The 17,321-nt window shown below is 41.8% G+C and carries 13 protein-coding genes; 7 read left to right on the forward strand and 6 right to left on the reverse strand.

Going from position 1 to position 17,321, the window contains the following annotated elements; all coding sequences use genetic code 11:
• Positions 1-53: 53 nt before the first annotated feature.
• From AC0KVP_RS03240 to AC0KVP_RS03250, 3 genes are all read right to left on the reverse strand, one after another.
• Positions 54-2,186 carry a 3-hydroxyacyl-CoA dehydrogenase NAD-binding domain-containing protein gene (locus AC0KVP_RS03240; protein WP_473338940.1) on the reverse strand — a complete coding sequence of 711 codons (2,133 nt, stop codon included), beginning with the start codon at positions 2,184-2,186 and terminating at the stop codon, positions 54-56.
• Positions 2,187-2,197: 11 nt separating this feature from the next.
• Positions 2,198-3,403: an acetyl-CoA C-acetyltransferase gene (locus tag AC0KVP_RS03245; protein WP_058870228.1), complete on the reverse strand. Its 1,206-nt coding sequence runs from the start codon at positions 3,401-3,403 to the stop codon at positions 2,198-2,200.
• A 190-nt stretch (positions 3,404-3,593) separates the two neighbouring features.
• Positions 3,594-4,604 carry an AraC family transcriptional regulator gene (locus tag AC0KVP_RS03250; RefSeq protein WP_004695134.1) on the reverse strand — a complete coding sequence of 337 codons (1,011 nt, stop codon included), beginning with the start codon at positions 4,602-4,604 and terminating at the stop codon, positions 3,594-3,596.
• Between the two features lie 209 nt (positions 4,605-4,813).
• Between AC0KVP_RS03250 and AC0KVP_RS03255 the strand changes: the two genes are divergently transcribed.
• The 6 genes from AC0KVP_RS03255 to AC0KVP_RS03280 all read left to right on the forward strand — a co-directional run bounded on the left by AC0KVP_RS03255 (position 4,814) and on the right by AC0KVP_RS03280 (position 12,876).
• The gene (locus AC0KVP_RS03255) at positions 4,814-5,932 is read left to right on the forward strand and encodes a CaiB/BaiF CoA transferase family protein (RefSeq protein WP_224468389.1); all 1,119 of its coding nucleotides are present in this window, start codon (positions 4,814-4,816) and stop codon (positions 5,930-5,932) included.
• Between the two features lie 119 nt (positions 5,933-6,051).
• Positions 6,052-7,329, forward strand: coding sequence for a carbohydrate porin (locus AC0KVP_RS03260; RefSeq protein WP_473338943.1), 1,278 nt, complete (start codon positions 6,052-6,054; stop codon positions 7,327-7,329).
• A gap of 184 nt (positions 7,330-7,513) precedes the next feature.
• Positions 7,514-9,916: a glucose/quinate/shikimate family membrane-bound PQQ-dependent dehydrogenase gene (locus tag AC0KVP_RS03265; RefSeq protein WP_473338945.1), complete on the forward strand. Its 2,403-nt coding sequence runs from the start codon at positions 7,514-7,516 to the stop codon at positions 9,914-9,916.
• Positions 9,917-10,297: 381 nt separating this feature from the next.
• On the forward strand, positions 10,298-11,941 hold the full coding sequence (locus AC0KVP_RS03270; RefSeq protein ID WP_473338947.1) for a nitrite/sulfite reductase: 1,644 nt from the start codon (positions 10,298-10,300) through the stop codon (positions 11,939-11,941).
• Positions 11,934-12,419: a DUF934 domain-containing protein gene (locus AC0KVP_RS03275; protein WP_473338949.1), complete on the forward strand. Its 486-nt coding sequence runs from the start codon at positions 11,934-11,936 to the stop codon at positions 12,417-12,419. Before AC0KVP_RS03270 ends, AC0KVP_RS03275 begins: the two co-directional genes overlap by 8 nt.
• A gap of 103 nt (positions 12,420-12,522) precedes the next feature.
• Positions 12,523-12,876 carry a DMT family transporter gene (locus AC0KVP_RS03280; protein ID WP_087528269.1) on the forward strand — a complete coding sequence of 118 codons (354 nt, stop codon included), beginning with the start codon at positions 12,523-12,525 and terminating at the stop codon, positions 12,874-12,876.
• A gap of 13 nt (positions 12,877-12,889) precedes the next feature.
• On the opposite strand, the gene AC0KVP_RS03285 is transcribed toward AC0KVP_RS03280, so the two are convergent.
• From AC0KVP_RS03285 to AC0KVP_RS03295, 3 genes are all read right to left on the reverse strand, one after another.
• On the reverse strand, positions 12,890-13,342 hold the full coding sequence (locus tag AC0KVP_RS03285; protein ID WP_473338951.1) for a VOC family protein: 453 nt from the start codon (positions 13,340-13,342) through the stop codon (positions 12,890-12,892).
• Between the two features lie 183 nt (positions 13,343-13,525).
• Positions 13,526-14,701, reverse strand: coding sequence for a thiolase family protein (locus AC0KVP_RS03290; RefSeq protein WP_473338953.1), 1,176 nt, complete (start codon positions 14,699-14,701; stop codon positions 13,526-13,528).
• Between the two features lie 100 nt (positions 14,702-14,801).
• Positions 14,802-15,326: a GspH/FimT family pseudopilin gene (locus tag AC0KVP_RS03295; protein ID WP_473338955.1), complete on the reverse strand. Its 525-nt coding sequence runs from the start codon at positions 15,324-15,326 to the stop codon at positions 14,802-14,804.
• Between the two features lie 375 nt (positions 15,327-15,701).
• Between AC0KVP_RS03295 and omp38 the strand changes: the two genes are divergently transcribed.
• Complete coding sequence (gene omp38, locus AC0KVP_RS03300; RefSeq protein WP_473338957.1) at positions 15,702-16,724, forward strand: outer membrane protein Omp38; 1,023 nt, start codon at positions 15,702-15,704, stop codon at positions 16,722-16,724.
• The last annotated feature ends 597 nt before the right edge of the window (positions 16,725-17,321 follow it).

The following is a 17,321-nucleotide window of genomic DNA, read 5'->3' on the forward strand; positions in this document are numbered from 1 at the left end:
TGCTGAGAGCGCAAAAAAAGGGATCTGCCGATCCCTTTTTTAAGGTGGAAGTTTTAGCGAATCTGACCTGATGGCACCGATTCAACCAGACGTTGCGGTGCTTTAAAACGCTCACCATATTTCGCTTCAAGTTCATTGGCACGTTGTAAAGCTTGGTCTAAACCATATTGATTTAAAAACTGAATTGCACCCCCTGTCCACGGCGCAAAACCAATCCCAAAGATCGAACCGATATTGGCATCAATGACAGACTCAAGGACATTTTCCTCATAACAACGTAAGGTATCTAGCGATTGTACAAACAAGAAACGGTCAATCATTTCTTGTTCAGAAATATCTACATCTTTCTTCCAATGGTTCAACCCCTCCCAAAGAAGTTTTTTGCCACCTTCTGGATAATCATAGAAACCTGCACCAGCAGCTTTACCTTTACGGTCAAAAGTATGAATCATGGTTTGAATCACATCATCTGCACCTGAACGTGGTAAATCTTTACCCTCAGCCTGCAATGCTTTACGTGTTTCATTGGCAACATGCTCAGAAAGTGTTAATGCAACTTCATCTTGAATGGCTAATGGGCCAACGGGCATGCCTGCTTTGAGTGCAGCCATTTCAATACGAGCTGGGTGTACACCTTCATGCAGTAAACGTAAACCTTCTTGAACAAAAGTACCAAATACACGACTGGTGAAGAAACCACGGCTATCATTCACAACAATCGGAATTTTGCCAATTTGCTGTACATAGTCATATGCTTTTGCCAAAGTTTCAGCAGAAGTGTTTTTACCTTTAATAATTTCAACCAATTGCATTTTATCGACTGGACTAAAGAAATGCAGACCAATGAAGTTTGCTTGATCTTTCGATGCATTTGCCAAACCAGTAATTGGTAATGTCGAGGTATTTGAAGCCATCACACCACCTTCTACAAGGAATGCTTCGGCTTCTTGGGTAACTTTCGCTTTGAGTTCTTGATTTTCAAATACCGCTTCGATTATTAAATCACAGCCTTTTAAATCTTCCGCAGATGCTGTAGCTGTAATTAAACTTAAAATCTGATCACACTTTTCAGCAGTCATACGACCTTGCGATACTTTTTTATCCAATAATTTTTGGCTATAGGCTTTGCCTTTTTCTGCATTTTCAACAGAAACATCTTTGAGTACAACGGGAATGCCTTTAATTGCTGTTGAATAAGCAATGCCTGCACCCATCATCCCTGCACCAAGCACACCAACTTTGGTCGCTTGCCATTTTGCAACATCTTTAGGACGGCTTGCCCCTGCTTTAATGGCATTCATCCCATGCCAAAAAGTACCGATCATATTTTTTGAAATTTGACCTGTCGCAAGATAGGTAAAATAACGAGATTCAATGGTTAGTGCCGTATCCACATCGACTTGCGCACCTTCAACCGCAGCCGCCATGATTGCTTCAGGAGCAGGATAACAACCTTTGGTTTTATCACGGAGCATCGCTGGAGCAATCGCCAGCATTTGTGCAACCGCAGGTGTTTTAGGATCACCACCCAGAATTTTATAGCCTTTAACATCAAAAGGTTGTTGTGATTTCGGATTAGCTTTTACCCAAGCAATCGCCTTATCCATCAACTCTTCAGGTGTTTCCGCAGTATCTTGAATTAAACCGAGAGATTTTGCTTTATCTACACCAAACTGCTTACCTTCCATTAAGAATGGAAAAGCATTTTGTAGACCTAAAAGGCGTACCATCCGCACGATACCACCACCACCCGGCAGCAGACCTAAAGTCACTTCTGGAAGTCCAAATTTAGTTTTAGGATCATTCAATGCAATACGTGCATGACAACCTAAAGCAATTTCCCAACCACCACCTAAAGCCGTACCATTCAATGCTGCAACCACAGGAACACCTAAAGTTTCGATATAACGAAACTCTGCTTTCATTTTCTGAATCATTTCAAAAAATGGTGTAGCATCTTCCAAGCGCGCTTGGATTAGCTCATCCAAATCACCGCCCGCAAAGAAAGTTTTCTTCGCTGAACGGAGAATAATCCCAGTAATCGATGTTTCAGATTTCAGTTTAGAAACAATATTTTCTAAAGCTACACGGAAATCTGCATTCATAGTATTTGCAGATTGGTTTGGAGAATCTAAAGTCAGAATAATAATGCCATCGTCATTTTTTAAATATTGAATTGCGCTCATTATTATTCTCCTTATACCAACTCAATAATGGTCGCAATACCCATGCCACCACCCACACATAATGTTGCCAAGCCACGCTTTTTACCTTGACGCTCTAACTCATCCAGTAAAGTTCCAAGAATCATCGCACCTGTCGCACCCAATGGATGTCCCATCGCAATTGCACCACCATTCACATTGACTTTCTCAGCAGGAACTTTTAATTCGGTCATAAAGCGCATCACCACTGATGCAAATGCTTCATTGACTTCAAATAGATCAATATCGTCAATCGTTAAACCAGCTTTTGCCAATGCTTTACGAGCAGCAGGTGCAGGTCCTGTCAGCATAATGGTTGGATCTGAACCCACCAATGCGGTCGCCAATACTTTGGCACGTGGTTTTAAACCTTGTTCTTTGACCGCTTTCTCGGAAGCAAGTAATACAAGTGCCGCACCATCAACAATACCCGATGAGTTTCCTGCATGATGCACATGGTTAATTTTTTGCGCTTCTGGATATTGTTGTAATGCAATTGCATCAAAACCCATTGCACCCATCATTTCAAAACTTGGATTGAGTTTTGCTAAACCTTCTGCTGTTGTTGACGGTTTGATAAATTCATCTTGATCTAAAATGGTCACGCCTGCTTTGTCTTTAATAGCAACCACTGATTGATTGAAATAACCCGCAGCTTGCGCAGCTGCTGCTTTGCGTTGCGAATTTGCTGCAAAGGCATCGACATCTGAACGGGTATAACCATCCAATGTTGCAATTAAATCTGCACCAATCCCTTGCGGAACAAAGTGTGATTTTAAATTTGTTTCAGGGTCTAATGCCCATGGCCCACCATCTGAACCCATTGCAATACGTGACATTGACTCAACACCACCTGCGACAACCACATCTTCCCAGCCTGAACGTACTTTTTGCGCAGCCATATTGACAGCTTCAAGACCTGAAGCACAGAAACGGTTGATTTGCACACCAGCAACATCATTGTCCCAACCTGCCGCAATTGCAGCAGTTTTAGCAATATCACCACCTTGGTCTGCAATTGGAGTAACACACCCCAAGACAATATCGTCTACTTTAGAGGTATCTAAGTGATGACGATCTTTGAGCTCATTCAATAATGTTGTCAGTAAAGTAATTGGCTTCACTTCATGCAATGAACCATCTTTCTTTCCTTTTCCGCGTGGTGTGCGAATGGCGTCAATGATATAAGCCTCGCTCATAGCTGTTCCTTTTTATGACTTTTAAGTTGTTATGCATTTGAGTGTACAAATTAATGGCCGTGATGCAATGACTAGAACGGGTCAGGTCAGATGAGTCTTTTTGCCAATAGACTGAAGATTGGGGCATAAAAAAACCCAAGATCGAAATCTTGGGTTTAGCAATGTGCCGAACCGTCGTCAAACTAGAAAATTAGTGATAGCCATGTAGTTGGCGATATAAACCGGGTGTAACTCCAGTCCATTTTTTAAAGGCACGGTGGAAGGTACTGGTTTCACTAAAGCCCACTTGTTGTGCCACATCTTCTAAAGTCAAACCTGGGTTCAATAGTAGGTGGATTGCGGCATCACGACGTAATGCATCTTTCACGCCTTGGTAACTTTTACCTTCAGCAGCTAAGCGGCGACGCAGCGTTTGTGGAGATAAATACAACATGGAAGCCACATCATTCAGGGTTGGCATTTCCTCACCAATTTGACTCTTCAACACATCACGAATACGTGAAGTGAGTGAGTTGGTGTTTTTAAATTTCACCAACAACTGTGCAGGCGCGGCTTTTAAAAACTCTTCTAACGTTTCTTCATTCTGACGAATCGGTAAGTCTAAATAATCTGCTGCAAAAGTGATTTCGGTACGCGGCATGTCGAACTGCATCACAGGTGCGAAGAACAGGGCATCATACTCATCTGCATGAGTCGGACGTTCATAACCAAAGTGTACACGTTCCAGTGGTAAACGACGTTCAATCAACCATGACGCGAGACCATGCCAAATCATCAGCATACTTTCGGTAATGAAGTGATCTGGGTCCATCGATTTTGGAATCTGAGGAACAAGACGAGCCTCATGTTTGTCGCGCTCTAAGGTCACCGACCACTCATCGCCAAACAATTTATAAAACTGTGAAGACAGTTCTAAAGCATCACCTAAGGTTTTGGCATGAATAATCAGCTGACACATGATGGCAAACGTACCTAAACGACGTGGTTGCTTATCGAAGCCAACATGTTCGTCTTGGGTCACCATCCATAACATTTTAACGAAGCGAGTATATTGTTCTGGAGAAATACGGGCTTTAGGTTGACGCAGCAGTTCTGCCTCAATCCCTACGTGAGAAAGTAATGTTTCGACATCCATGCCGAGACGTTTTACGCCAGTTAAAGCCGCATTGACGAAATGGATACTAATGGTATCGCGGCTCATATTTAATCCTTCAGTCTCTTTTATATTCACTTGCGTTTGACCTAAATGACGCTAAAAAAAGTATTTTAGGCAATTTACACTAAAGTTTTTTGCCTTTTTACATGTTAAATTGCCGAAATGATCAAGGTAAATGGCTGAACATGACATTGTTTTGTTGCTTTTATATTTCTAAAATAGCTAAAAAATCAACATAAAAAGAGAAAATAAACATGGATATGGCATTGAAAGGATTGAAAGTTCTCGATTTTTCTACACTTTTACCCGGACCTTTTGCAACAATGTACTTAGCAGACTTAGGTGCAGAAGTGATCCACATCGAGTCTCCAACCCGCCCCGATCTGATCCGTTTAATGCCACCTTATGCCAATGGACAGGCCACTGCACATAGTTATCTCAACCGAAATAAGCATGCTGTCGCTCTGGATTTGAAAGATCCTGCCAATATTGAACTGATCAAGTCGAAAATTTCAGACTATGACATTGTGATTGAACAATTCCGTCCAGGTGTGATGCAAAGATTAGGGCTCGATTATCAGACCTTATCTGAAATTAATCCACGCTTGATCTATTGTTCCATTACGGGTTATGGGCAAACAGGGAGGTATCAAAATAAGGCAGGACACGATATCAACTATGTGGCTTTGTCAGGGATCGCGGGACATAGTGGCCGGCAGCACAGTGGACCACCCCCAATGGGGATTCAAATTGCGGATATTGCTGGAGGCTCTTTGCATAGTGTGATTGGAATTTTAGCCGCAGTAATTGAAAGGCAGCGGAGTGGTTTGGGACAGTATATTGATATTTCCATGACCGACTGTGTGGTGGGACTCAGTAGTATGGCCGCAGCTGCGAGCTTAGCAGGGCAGGAAAAACAAGGGCCCGAGCAAAGCTATCTCAATGGTGCGACTTTTTATGACTATTATGAAACGCAAGATGGGCGTTATTTATCGATTGGGAGTTTAGAGCCACAGTTTTTATATGGGTTGGCACAAATTTTAGAATTGCCGATTGTGGCTGAAAAAGGAGCTTCATTGGCAACTGATGACCGTCAGGTGGTGAAACAAGCAATAAAAGACAAAATTAAAACCCAAGATTTTGCCACGTGGAACGCAATTTTTCAGCAGCAAGATGTCTGCGTTGAGCCTGTATTAAAGTTGGATGAAGCACTCGATTCGCAGTTAGCAAAAGATCGTGCATGGGTGGTTTCTGTACCTTTACAAGAGGGGAGTACAAAAAGCGAACAACAATTAGCTTGTCCAATTAAGTTTTCACGTTCAAAAATAAGATATGAATTTATAGGCAAACCGCTCGGTTTTGATTCTTTATAAATATCATATAGCGATAATTTGAATAGATTTAAAACAACAAAACGTCATAAAATGGGTTTTTATACAAATAAAGCGTATCATATCGATTAGTTGTAATTTTGTAAGAAAGGTCACCAATTATGAATAAATGTAAAAGAAGTTGGTGTTTTAACCTCAGTCTCTTAGCGCTCAGTTGCTGCTTTCAAAGTGTGTATGCTGCAAATGCCTTTGAGGCAGAAAGCCCTTGGATGCTGGGTGACTGGAATGGTCAGCGCAGCGCATTGCAGCAAAAAGGCTACGACTTTAGCTTTGGCTATACGGGTGAAATGGCAACGTTGCTCGATGCCTCACATTCTTCAAGTCATGGTACCGAATATGCAGACCAGTTTGCATTTGGTACGCACTTTGATTTAGACAAGATTTTGGGCTGGCAGGATACTGAGGCTCAAATCACCATTACCCAACGCAATGGGCGTTCACTTTCTCAAACATCCGATGCTTTAGATGGGTATTTAAGTTCCACTCAAGAAGTGTGGGGACGTGGGCAGACGTGGCGTTTAACCGATTTGTGGATTAAGAAAAAGTTCATGGATCAAAAGTTAGACATCAAAGTCGGTCGTTTTGGTGAAGGTGAAGACTTCAACAGTTTCGACTGTGATTTCCAAAACCTTGCGCTCTGTGGCTCTCAAGTTGGTAACTGGGTCGGTGACCAGTGGTACAACTGGCCTGTCAGCCAATGGGCTGCGCGAGTCAAATATAATCTTCGGCCAGACCTGTATGCACAAGTTGGGGTGTATGAATATAACCCTGAAAACTTAGAACGTGGCAAAGGTTGGAACTTAAGTACCGACGGTTCGCAGGGGGCCATTATTCCTGCTGAAGTGGTGTGGTCTCCTCAGTTAGGGACTGAAAAATTACCCGGCGAATATCGTGTGGGTTATTACTACAGTTCGGCAGATGCCACAGACATTCAAAACCCACAGCAAACCTCACATAAACAAGGCGGCTGGGTTGTTGCCAAGCAGCAACTCACAGCACATCACGGTGATGCTGCACGTGGTTTAACAGGTTTTGTGAATCTCACACTACATGATTCAGATACCAATACGGTTCGCGACATGCAGAACATTGGTCTAGTCTATAAAGGTGCTTTTGATGCCCGCCCTCAAGATGAAATAGCGATTGGCCTAGCCCGTATTAATATCAATGATGATGTCAATGACGCGAATATTGCCAATAACAGCGTCGATACCCGTGGCTTACAAAGTGAAGAATATGATGCCGAGATTTACTACGGTATACATGCAGCCAATTGGTTAACCATTCGTCCCAATATCCAATATATCCGCCATGTAGGCGCGTATAAAAATGGTGAAAATGCATGGGTCGGCGGAATTAAATTCCAGACCGCATTTTAGTTTCTAGATCGATAAGTATTTGTCCAACAAGGTTAATAAATACTTTTTACGGTTGCTCAAAGCATAAAACTGTTCGAAATAAGTCGTTTGGACAGATACTTAAAATCTAAAAACTGTCTAGGTGCTCATATCGATATTGAAACGATATGAGCTTTTAACAGAATCTAAGAAAAAGGTGGTCAATATGAGTACTCCGTCTTCAGGTTCAGGGCTTAAAACTTTTACAGCTGTGATTGCTGTGATCTTTGGTTTAGTCCTGCTGATAGGAGGGATTTATCTTGCAGTGCTTGGTGGGTCTTGGTACTACATCATTGCAGGTTTACTCTTCATCGCGACTGCAGTTCTACTGCAAAAATTAAAAAGTACGGCATTAATCGTTTATGCGTTGTTGGTCTTGGGTACAGTGGTTTGGGGCTTATGGGAAGTGGGTTCAGACTTCTTTGCCTTGGCACCACGTTTAGATATCCTTGGTTTATTTGGCTTGTGGCTACTCATTCCAGCGGTCACGCGCGGTTTTGACAACGCTAAAAGTGCAAAACTGGTTTTAACAGGTTCACTGGCGGTGACTATTGCCGTGATGATTTTTGCTGTGTTTAATGACCCTCAAGAAATTCGAGGTGAACTGAGCAGCAAGCAGCCTGCAACCGCGCAGTCCATTCCGGGTGTTGCTGATGGCGACTGGCCTGCTTATGGCCGTACTCAATCCGGCTTACGTTATTCTCCTTTAACGCAAATTAATTCTGAGAATGTTAAAGATTTAAAAGTCGCTTGGACCTATAACACAGGCGACTTTAAAACAGAAAATGACTCTGGTGAAACCACCAATCAGGTCACCCCAATTAAAGTTGGGGACAATATGTATATCTGTACCACGCACCAAAAACTGGTTGCACTTGACCCAGCTACAGGTAAGGCGAAATGGACTTTTGATCCGAAACTCAAAGCGGACAATACTTTTCAGCATTTAACCTGTCGTGGCGTGTCTTATTATGATGCGAACAATACGGCTGGTTTTGAAGCCAGCTTGCAGAATAAAAAGTCATCGTCTGAGCTATGTCCACGTAAAGTAATCTTACCTGTCAATGATGGCCGTTTGGTTGCCATCAATGCTGATACTGGTGAGCGTTGTACTGACTTTGGTAAAAATGGTGAAGTTGACTTACAAAAAGATATGCCGTTCCCTTATCCGGGTGGTTATATCCCAACGTCGCCACCTGTGGTCACAGGCACGACTATTATTATTGCGGGTTCAACCACAGATAACTATTCAACTGAAGAGCCTTCAGGTGTGATCCGTGGTTATGATGTGAATACGGGTGCATTGTTGTGGGTCTTTGACACAGGTGCAGAAGATCCAAACGCGATTCCTGCCCCGGGTCAAAAGTATGTTCAAAACTCACCGAATGCATGGGCACCATTAGCCTATGATGCAGCTTTGGATATCGTTTACATTCCAACGGGTGTGGGTACGCCAGATATTTGGGGCGGTAACCGGACCGAGTTGCATGAGCGTTATGCCAACTCAATGCTGGCATTGAATGCCTCAACAGGTAAGTTGGTGTGGAATTTCCAAACCACGCATCATGATTTGTGGGATATGGATGTACCATCACAACCGACATTGACGGACATTAAAGACAAGTCGGGCAAAATGGTTCCTGCCATTTACGTGTTAACGAAAACAGGCAATGCCTTTGTTCTAGACCGTCGTACTGGTGCAGCCATTGTTCCAATTACGGAAAAACCTGTACCACAAACAGTGAAACGTGGGCCGCAAACCAAAGGTGAGCGTTACTCTGCGACACAACCTTTCTCTGACTTTGACCTTGCGCCAAAAGAGAAATTGACGGATAAGCAGATGTGGGGTGCAACCATGTTTGACCAGTTGATGTGTCGGGTGTCTTTCCACAAACTGAACTATGACGGTATTTATACCCCACCTTCAGAAAATGGAACTTTGGTTTTCCCAGGTAATTTGGGTGTATTTGAATGGGGCGGTATGTCCGTTAACCCTGACCGTCAAATTGCGGTGATGAACCCAATCGGTTTGCCGTTTGTATCTCGACTCATTCCAGCCGATCCAAACCGTCCGAAAACAGCCAAAGGTGCAGGCACCGAAGCGGGTGTACAACCGATGTATGGTGTGCCTTACGGTGTTGAAATCAGTGCGTTCTTGTCTCCATTTGGTTTGCCATGTAAACAGCCTGCTTGGGGCTTTGTGGCGGGTGTGGATTTAAATACTCACGAAGTTGCATGGAAACGTCGTATTGGTACGATCCGTGACAGCTTACCAGGAATTCAATTACCACCATTTAAAATGGGGGTGCCTATGCTTGGTGGTTCAATCTCAACTGCGGGGAATGTGATGTTTGTCGGTGGTACGCAGGATAACTATATCCGTGCCATCAACGTGACCAATGGTGATGAACTTTGGAAAGGTCGTCTACCAGCGGGCGGTCAAGCAACACCAATGACCTATGAAGCCAATGGCAAACAGTATGTGGTCATTATGGCGGGTGGTCATGGTTCATTTGGCACCAAGATGGGAGATGCTTTGGTGGCGTATGCCTTACCCGATGCAAAATAATCTTCTGTAGTCATTTAAACTTTCAAATAGCCTGATTCGTCAGGCTATTTTTATGTGCAGTTGGTTTAAAAGGGCAAAGTGAGAACGAGGAAGCAATAGAAAAATTGAGATCTGCCCAGATAAGCAGAGTTTAAAATTTATGCGGTAGTAATGGATGGGTTTGTGTGTATGTGATCGGCTGAACGGAGTTAGCTGAATAATGTATAAGTATCTAATAAAAAATAATTTAATCAGAAAAAACCTTTAGGATTAGGGACAAACAGTACATCTACTTATCCTTATCAATAAAACAGCTATGAAATATGTAAAAAACGCATTTTGTTGATAGTTTAAATCTCGTTATGCTGTCAGCCGTTATAATGAAACTACTAGCTGTACGCCATGTATTTATATACTGATTTCGATCAGCAACTGATCAATGAACGTGTTGCACAGTTCCGTGACCAAACGGAACGTTATTTAGCTGGAAAACTCACTGAAGATGAGTACCGCCCATTACGTCTTCAAAACGGTCTCTATGTACAACGCTATGCGCCAATGTTACGTATTGCTGTGCCTTATGGCTTAATGAACTCAACGCAATTGCGCAAAGTTGCGGAACTTGCAACTGAGTTTGACCGTGGTTATGCACACGTTTCAACGCGTCAGAATATTCAGTTTAACTGGCCTGCGCTAGAAAATGTTCCAGACATGCTTCAAGAGCTAGCTTCTGTACAAATGCATGCAATCCAAACTTCGGGTAACTGTATTCGTAACACCACCACAGACCAATATGCTGGTGTGGTTGCAGGTGAAGTGGCTGACCCACGTCCAACGTGTGAATTGATCCGTCAATGGTCAACCTTCCACCCAGAGTTTGCTTTCTTGCCACGTAAGTTCAAGATTGCTGTATCAGCACTTGAAGAAACCGATCGTGCAGCGACCTCATTCCATGATATTGGGGTGTATATCGTTAAAAATGCATCAGGTGAGATCGGCTATAAAATTAAAGTCGGTGGTGGCTTAGGTCGTACCCCTGTGATTGGTAGTTTCATTCGTGACTTCTTGCCACGTGAAGACCTGATTGCTTATTTAGAAGCTGTGCTGCGTGTTTATAACTTACACGGTCGTCGTGATAACAAATACAAAGCACGTATTAAGATTTTGGTGAAAGCGTTGACGCCTCAAGTCTTTGCTGAAAAAGTCGAAGCTGAGTTTGCGCACACCATTCAGACTTTAAAAATTCAGCCTGAAATTTTGCAGAAATTAGACGAAGAATTTATACCGTTTGATTATCAAGATTATGCAGATGAAGACTTTTCTGAGCAGTTTGCTGCGCATCCCAAATTCAAACAGTGGTTCAATATCAATACCAATGCGCACAAAGTGAAGGGCTATCGTATTGTAACAATTTCGTTGAAGCGCACGGGTATTGCACCGGGTGACGTGACCACGGAAGAGATGAATTTGATTGCAGACCTTGCAGACAAATACACCTTTGGTGAACTGCGGACCACGCATGAGCAAAATATTTCACTAGTAGATGTGCCACAAAAAGATTTATTTGAATTGTGGCAGATTCTTGAAAACAATAACATGGCGCGTGCGCACATTGGTTTCTTAACCGACATTATTTGCTGCCCAGGCGGTGACTTCTGTTCACTGGCAAATGCGAAATCAATTCCTATTTCAGAAGCGATTTCACGCCGTTTTGATGACTTAGATACCATTTATAACCTTGGCAAACTGGATCTGAATATTTCAGGTTGTATGAATGCCTGTGGTCATCACCATGTGGGCAATATTGGTATTTTAGGTGTGGACAAAAAAGGCGCTGAATTCTACCAAATCACTTTGGGCGGTAATGCCGATCATGATGCTTCGATTGGTGACATTTTAGGCCCATCATTTGCAGCTGAAGTGGTACCAGACATCGTTGAAGAAATTTTAAATACCTATCTTGACCTTCGTGCTGAGGGTGAAGAATTCATCGATACTTATCGCCGTGTGGGCATTCAACCCTTTAAGGAGCGTGCATATGCTTAATACAGCACTACAAGTCCTCTCTAAAGATGGCTCGATTGCAGACAACACTTACCAAGTGATTGGTGAAGAGGGTGTTTTACCACAAGGTGATGTGGTTTTAATGGTTGAGCAGTTAGATCAATTGGCTGAAGTTTCAGGTAAAAAAGCATTACTTGTTACAGTCGATGCTTCTCCTGAAACGCATGAGTTCCCTTTAGATCAGTTAGATGCCATCTTTATTGATTTTGCGGGCTTTAACGATGGTCGTGGCTATTCATTTGCAGCGCTCTTACGTCGCCAAGGTTTTCAAGGTGAACTACGTGCAACAGGTGATGTGTTTAAAGATGTCTTGAATTACATGAAACGTTCAGGCTTTGATACCTTTGTGATTAAAGAAGGTAAAGACATTCTTGAAGCTGCTGCGGGTTTAAATGATTTTAGAAATCCATATCAAGCATCAACAGCCGTTGCACAAGCCAGTTATCAAACGGGCGCTTAAATTTTCAAGTGAATAAAAAGCTGGACTTCGGTTCAGCTTTTTTGTATTTATACGCAGCATTTTTGATGAACAAATTGAAGAAAAAGAAGCAGGTAGATTGGACATGATGGCACTTTTTGCAAAAATTAATCCCGGTGTCATTTGGCTACTTATTGCTATTGCTACAGATGTGCTTTCGACTTTTTATTCCGCAAAAGGTAATGGCTTGGTCAATAAATTGGATCAAGGCATTGCACTGGTGCTTTATATGATTTCTTTTGCGTGTGCAGCCTATGCCTTAAAATTTATGCAAGCGGGAATTTTATATGTGCTGTGGTCTGGCATTGGTGTCATTGCCACAGCACTCCTTGCTAAAACATTCTTAGGACAGAATATTGATTTGGCTGGATGGCTCGGTATCGGTTTTATTACCGTGGGGCTCACTATTATTGCGCAATTTTCAAATATTGATGTTTAAAAAGAAGACGCTTTTATCCTTCTTCTAGTTGGCAATTCACCATCCATTTAATTCCAAACTGGTCGGTAAATGCGCCATAGAGTGCACCCCAAAAGGTTTTTTCTAGAGGCATCTCTATTTTTCCATTGACTGAAAGCGCATCAAATAAGCGTTTTGCATCGGCTTGTTCATGGGCATCTAAGTTAATCGAAATATAGTGGTTGTTGCCTACAGTAAAGACAGTATTGCTTTGAGCACAAAACTGATCGTTGGTATCCGAAGCCATCAGAATCGTGCTGGCATTGATGGGAAGTGAAACATGCATGATTTTTTGTTGGTCAGCTTCGGAAAGGGCGACTGAACTTTCATCTGAAGGTAAGTCTCCATAACGCATGAACGTTGCAAACTCTCCACCAAAGACAGATTTGTAAAAATTAAAAGCGGCTTCAGTTTGATCATCAAAGTTGAGGTAGTGATTCAGTTGCATTTTCTTATCCTTGTTGTTTTTTTCGTCGTTATTTTAACAAGTCGTTGAGATCGGCCCTAATACAATCTTGTAATAAAAAATCCCTCGCAGTCGAGGGATTTTCATAAATGTCGCTTTTATATCAGCTAATTATCCTATGTTTTATTGTATAAAATATGTCAATAAAAGCAGGTTGCTTGCATCTTAAAGTAATTCAATCGCTACAGCAGTCGCTTCACCACCGCCGATGCATAGTGCTGCAATCCCTTTTTTACCACCTGTACGTTTAAGCGCATGAATCAAAGTCAGGATAATACGTGAACCGGTTGAACCGACAGGGTGACCCAGTGCGCAGGCTCCACCATTGATGTTCACTTTTGCAGGATCAAGTTTGAAGTCATCGATTGGACACATGGTTACCATTGCAAAAGCTTCATTGATTTCCCAAAGGTCTACGTCCTGCACATTCCAACCCGTTTTCTTAAGCACTTTTTCAATTGCACCGACTGGTGCAATGGTAAACTCTGATGGATGCTGTGAATTCGATGCATAAGCTACAATTTTCGCTAATGGTGCTAAACCTTTGTTCGATGCATTTTCTGCTGACGTTAAAACCAGTGCAGATGCGCCATCTGAGATTGAGCTTGCATTTGCTGCAGTGATGGTGCCATCTTTAGCAAAAGCAGGGCGAAGGCTTGGAATTTTTGCAATATTGGCATTGAACGGTTGCTCATCTTTATCAACGACAACATCACCTTTGCGAGATGAAACTGTCACAGGCACGATTTCATCTGCAAAGTAACCTTCGTTGACTGCTGTTTGTGCGCGTTCTAAAGAGCGGATTGCGAAGGCATCCATTTGCTCACGCGTATAGCCACGGGTATTGGCCATATCTTGTGCAAAAGAACCCATCAAACGACCTGTTTCTGCATCTTCTAAGCCATCAAGGAACATGTGGTCTTTAACATCGCCATGACCCATACGGTAGCCCGCGCGTGCTTTGGTTAAAATATAAGGTGCATTGGTCATCGACTCCATACCACCTGCAACCACGATATTTGCAGAACCTGCTTTGATCATGTCTGCTGCTTGCATTACCGCTTTCATGCCAGAACCACATAATTTATTAATGGTCACAGCACTTGTTGAATCAGGTAAACCTGCTTGGCGCATAGCTTGACGTGCTGGACCTTGCTTTAATCCCGCAGGTAGAACACAGCCCATAATGACTTCTTCTACATCGTTTGCGTGTAGGCCAGCACGAGCAATTGCTTCTTTAATCGTCACAGCACCGAGTTCTGGAGCGGTTACACTTGCTAAACTGCCTTGAAAACCGCCCATTGCCGTACGAGCACCATTCACAATTACGATGTCTGTCATTTTCTACTCCGAATTACTTATACGTTTTGTTGGAAACTTAAGCAGTATATGCAAATTTGCTAGAGAGAAAAGCTGAAAACGTGATTATGGACTCATGGGTCTAGTTACAGGTATTGATGAGTTCAGTTCGGATCTGCCCCATTCTACTCATAACCAGTTTAAAGTGATCCTGACTTTGCATAGAGCAGTAATAGAAGGTTCCATTTGAGCCAAGGGGGAGGCCATTTTCAGCTTTAAAGCTTAAAGATGGAAGACTGAGGGTGCCACGCCAATCAAGATTGCCATATTTGAGCTGCTGTTGTTCTGTCTGAATAATGGTTTCACTGGTATCTACTCGTCGGTTTTTATTATTATCGATAAATACAATAAAGCCTGTGTTCCATTGATGATTTTGGCATTGAACGAGGTCTTGACTTGGACAAATGGTGATATTTTGACGCTGCAGATTGGCTATATTTTTGGCTGCCTGAATACTATTTCTTAATGTATTCAGTGTCTTGCTTCTCTCTTGTGAGGCCATATACTGATGAAAGTGAGGAAGCGCGATTGTACAAATGATCATAATAATGCTAATAGTGATCATCAGTTCAAATAAAGTGAACCCTTTTTTATTTATAAAAAACATATGGTTATCCAGTTTTATTGTTGTAGAGCTATTTTTTATTTATTAAAGCTTTGTTTATCAAACAAATTTTATACATAATTAGTAGTACTCAACTTGTTTAAAAAGCTGTTAAAATGTAAGACAAGTGAAAATAAGCTATTCGCAAGTAAAAATTGAGTAAAAAATTACCGAATTACAACGGAAATTGTAAGTAATTTTGTCAATAATTTACTTGATTAAAGTTATCAAGCACTTGGAAAAAAAATAAAGTGTTTGTATGATTCATTGCGAATAGCTTAAAAATAAAACTGGGGTATAAAAAAGCCTATCTCAGAATGGTTAAATAATTTTAAGCTTAAGCTTGAAAAACAATTGTTATCTCTGGAGGATAAATCCATGAAAATGAGTCGTATTGCATTAGCAATGCTCGTAGCTGCTCCTTTAGCTGCTGCAAACGCGGGCGTAACTATTACTCCATTAATGCTTGGTTATACTTGGCAAGACAGTAAACACAACAATAGCTGGAGCAACCATTTAACTGATGGTCCTGAGCTTCAAGACGATTTATTCGTTGGTGCAGCACTTGGTGTTGAATTGACTCCTTGGTTAGGCTTCGAAGCTGAATACAACCAAGTAAAAGGTGATATCGACTATACTGGTATCTCTGGTTCTGAGTATAAGCAAACACAAATCAACGGTAACTTCTATGCTACTTCTGATTTGATCACTAAAAACTACGACAGCAAAATCAAGCCGTATGTACTTTTAGGTGCTGGTCACTATAAATACGATTATGACGTTCCTGGTGTTTCTGCTGAAGATGACGAAGGTACTTTGGGTAATGCTGGTTTTGGTGCTTTCTGGCGCTTGAACGATGCTTTGTCTCTACGTACTGAAGCTCGTGCTACTTACAACATCGATGAAGATTTCTGGAACTACACAGCACTTGCTGGTCTTAACGTAGTTCTTGGTGGTCACTTGAAACCTGCTGCTCCAGTAGTAGAAGTTGCTCCGGTTGAGCCAGTTGCTCCAGTTCAACCACAAGAGTTAACTGAAGACCTTAACATGGAACTTCGTGTGTTCTTTGATACAAACAAATCAAACATCAAAGACCAATACAAGCCAGAAATCGCTAAAGTTGCTGAGAAGTTAGTTGAATATCCAAACGCTACTGCTCGCATTGAAGGTCACACAGACAACACTGGTCCACGTGCATTGAACGAACGTTTATCTTTAGCTCGTGCTAACTCTGTTAAATCGTCTCTAGTAAACGAATATAACGTTGACCCAGCTCGTTTGTCTACTCAAGGTTTCGCTTGGGACCAACCGATTGCTGACAACAACACTAAAGAAGGTCGTGCTATGAACCGTCGTGTATTCGCGACAATTTCTGGCAGCCGTACAGTTCAAGCTCAATAATCTGAGTTTTAACTAAAAAACGACTCTTCGGAGTCGTTTTTTTATGTCTAAACCAATGAAATTTATGTTAGCTCGTGTTGTTGAAAATAAGCTCAATGCAAGAGCCGTTAAGACTTACGGTGGTCATGGTCATTTACGCATAGGATATAAGACACTGTTAGTAGTATTTAATTTTAGAGGATGAATATAAGAAGAATGAAAAGGGGGATTTCTATTACTCATGCTTCACGACATCGATAATAATTTTGCCTTTAGAGTGAATGGATATTTCTAGTTATTTAGTTTTATAAGGATTTATTTTGCCAATGAGATAAGATTTCTGGTTTGATATTTAGGGTCTAGGAATTTGATAGAGATCAGCACTCAATGATCCGTAATATTAAGTAATGACTGTGCGAATTGAGAGGCTAAATCAAGTATGTCCTTTTACTGCCCAAGTATGTAAATTGTTCATCACATAAGTGAGCAAATGCTGGTTACAGAATATTAACTAGTTTTAGGCTAGATCCGAATCATAGGTATCGCTTTTATGTGACGTCAATAATTGAACTGTCTTATTGAAAATTACGTTATTAATTGATGTTTTACGGTTTGAGT

The sequence above is a fragment of the Acinetobacter sp. DL27 genome, assembly GCF_055810995.1.

What these genes read in the sequence shown, in the direction of transcription:
- AC0KVP_RS03240 (WP_473338940.1), bottom strand. Translation starts at nt 2,186, where the DNA reads ATGAGCGCAATTCAATATTTAAAAAATGACGATGGCATTATTATTCTG.
- AC0KVP_RS03245 (WP_058870228.1), bottom strand. Translation starts at nt 3,403, where the DNA reads ATGAGCGAGGCTTATATCATTGACGCCATTCGCACACCACGCGGAAAA.
- AC0KVP_RS03250 (WP_004695134.1), bottom strand. Translation starts at nt 4,604, where the DNA reads ATGAGCCGCGATACCATTAGTATCCATTTCGTCAATGCGGCTTTAACT.
- AC0KVP_RS03255 (WP_224468389.1), top strand. Translation starts at nt 4,814, where the DNA reads ATGGATATGGCATTGAAAGGATTGAAAGTTCTCGATTTTTCTACACTT.
- AC0KVP_RS03260 (WP_473338943.1), top strand. Translation starts at nt 6,052, where the DNA reads ATGAATAAATGTAAAAGAAGTTGGTGTTTTAACCTCAGTCTCTTAGCG.
- AC0KVP_RS03265 (WP_473338945.1), top strand. Translation starts at nt 7,514, where the DNA reads ATGAGTACTCCGTCTTCAGGTTCAGGGCTTAAAACTTTTACAGCTGTG.
- AC0KVP_RS03270 (WP_473338947.1), top strand. Translation starts at nt 10,298, where the DNA reads ATGTATTTATATACTGATTTCGATCAGCAACTGATCAATGAACGTGTT.
- AC0KVP_RS03275 (WP_473338949.1), top strand. Translation starts at nt 11,934, where the DNA reads ATGCTTAATACAGCACTACAAGTCCTCTCTAAAGATGGCTCGATTGCA.
- AC0KVP_RS03280 (WP_087528269.1), top strand. Translation starts at nt 12,523, where the DNA reads ATGATGGCACTTTTTGCAAAAATTAATCCCGGTGTCATTTGGCTACTT.
- AC0KVP_RS03285 (WP_473338951.1), bottom strand. Translation starts at nt 13,342, where the DNA reads ATGCAACTGAATCACTACCTCAACTTTGATGATCAAACTGAAGCCGCT.
- AC0KVP_RS03290 (WP_473338953.1), bottom strand. Translation starts at nt 14,701, where the DNA reads ATGACAGACATCGTAATTGTGAATGGTGCTCGTACGGCAATGGGCGGT.
- AC0KVP_RS03295 (WP_473338955.1), bottom strand. Translation starts at nt 15,326, where the DNA reads ATGTTTTTTATAAATAAAAAAGGGTTCACTTTATTTGAACTGATGATC.
- omp38 (WP_473338957.1), top strand. Translation starts at nt 15,702, where the DNA reads ATGAAAATGAGTCGTATTGCATTAGCAATGCTCGTAGCTGCTCCTTTA.